Annotated in this window: 1 pseudogene; it reads left to right on the plus strand. The window is 65.5% G+C overall.

The window, feature by feature from the left end:
• Positions 1 to 1,288, plus strand: a pseudogene (locus ABZ070_RS37185) (hypothetical protein); the annotation flags it as partial.
• Positions 1,289 to 1,671: the final 383 nt, after the last annotated feature.

The raw sequence follows: 1,671 nt of genomic DNA on the forward strand, positions 1-1,671 counted from the left end.
TGGCTGGTTCTGCACAAGATGGAGCAGGGCGGTCAGGCATCTGGTCAACGGAAAGTGGCAGGGAGGCTGGACACCGGTCAAAAAAGCCCCGCAGCCCGCGTTTTCATCCGTTAGCCAGAGTGACCCCGCTCAGCAGAACCAGCAGGCTGCCTCGCGTTCGTCCAGCAACTTCACCTGGACTGGTGACCATTACGAGTACACGGGCCCCAAGGACCCCCACTGGACCTGGACGGGCAAGGGCGGGGGCGGCGGGTGGACGTACAACCCCAACCTGGCTGGCACACAGCAGCAAGGGGGGCAACAGGGGCAGGCGCAGCACGATAGCGTGCAGCCTTCCGGGCAGGGCCAGCTGGGTGGTGCATCGGACCCGTCAGGCGGGCAGCAGGCGCAAGGCCAGGCTCAGCAGGCTGCGGCGGTAACCCCGGCTCACGGTAGTGGTCAGGCGGCCCGTAGTCCGGTCGGGCGGACCGGCCAGGATCCTGCCGGTATCAGCACGACTGGCTCGGGTGCCGCCGATGCCGCTGCTACTGTCGGCGGTCAGCAGACGGCCGGTGCTTCCACGTCCCAGTCGCAGGAGTGGCATGGCCAGCAGGGCGGCTGGCAAGGGGACTGGCATCTGGTCAACGGAAAGTGGCAGGGAGGCTGGACACCGGTCCACAAAACCCCACAGCCCACGTTTTCATCCGCTAGCCAGAGTGACCCCGCTCAGCAGAACCAGCAGGCTGCCTTGGGTTCGTCCAGCAACTTCGCCTGGACCGGTGCTGCCGACAGCGGACCGGCACAGCCCCCCGTATCTGACGTGCAGACTGCAACTCCCACCGCCACACACGAACAGAGCCCGACCGGAAATGACACGGCCGGAAATGACACGCCAACCGGCTCGACTGAGTCTCCCGGCAAGTGGGAGGCAACGCTTAACCGCGGCGCCAAGGCTATCAACGACATCGTGCACGGTAACCCCTCCGGCCACGGCATCAACAGCCCGACCGGCCAGATCAACGGCAACCATGGCCAGATCCAGGACTACAGCCACAGCGCCGGTCAAAACCAGAATCAGAACACCCCCGCCACCAGCAACGACGTCACCGGTACCACACTTAGCAACCCCAGCGGAAACCTGCCGGCTGATGTCTTTGACGCCGGCGCCGGCAACCCTACTGGCTCGGGCGACATCACAAGCGATAGCACCGGTTCGACCGGCGAGACCGGCGGCGGAGGCTCCTGGGGAAGCAACGACTACAGCAGCGGTAACGGCATCGGCGACTCCGGCGGCGGAGGCGTGTGGTGAGCCCCCTCACCACTGTCCGCTCGTGAATGCGAGGCTGCCGGATATGCCGCCCCCCGCACGGCCCTCACAGCCGGTGTTGCGATGGGAGTGCACGATGGCCCTGTCCCAGCATGACCTACTGCGGCTGCTTGAGTCACTACGCGTCGTCCGATGGAATCGAGCTCGTTCGCAGTGTGGTCGAGCGGATGCTGCAGGAACTGACCGAGGCCGAGGCCACCGCGCGCATCGGTGCCGAGTGGAACGAGTGTCGCTGCTCTCGTAAGACTGACCCCTGGTGATCCCGCAGCATTACGACCTCGTGCGTGATTGGCATGGGGCCGTGTCGGGGTAGCGGCTGGTGTTGTGATCACGTCTGCGTGGCGGGCAGTGCGAGTGTTTTGTTG

The sequence above is a fragment of the Streptomyces sp. NPDC006283 genome (assembly GCF_040613325.1).
Taxonomy (GTDB): Bacteria; Actinomycetota; Actinomycetes; order Streptomycetales; family Streptomycetaceae; genus Streptomyces.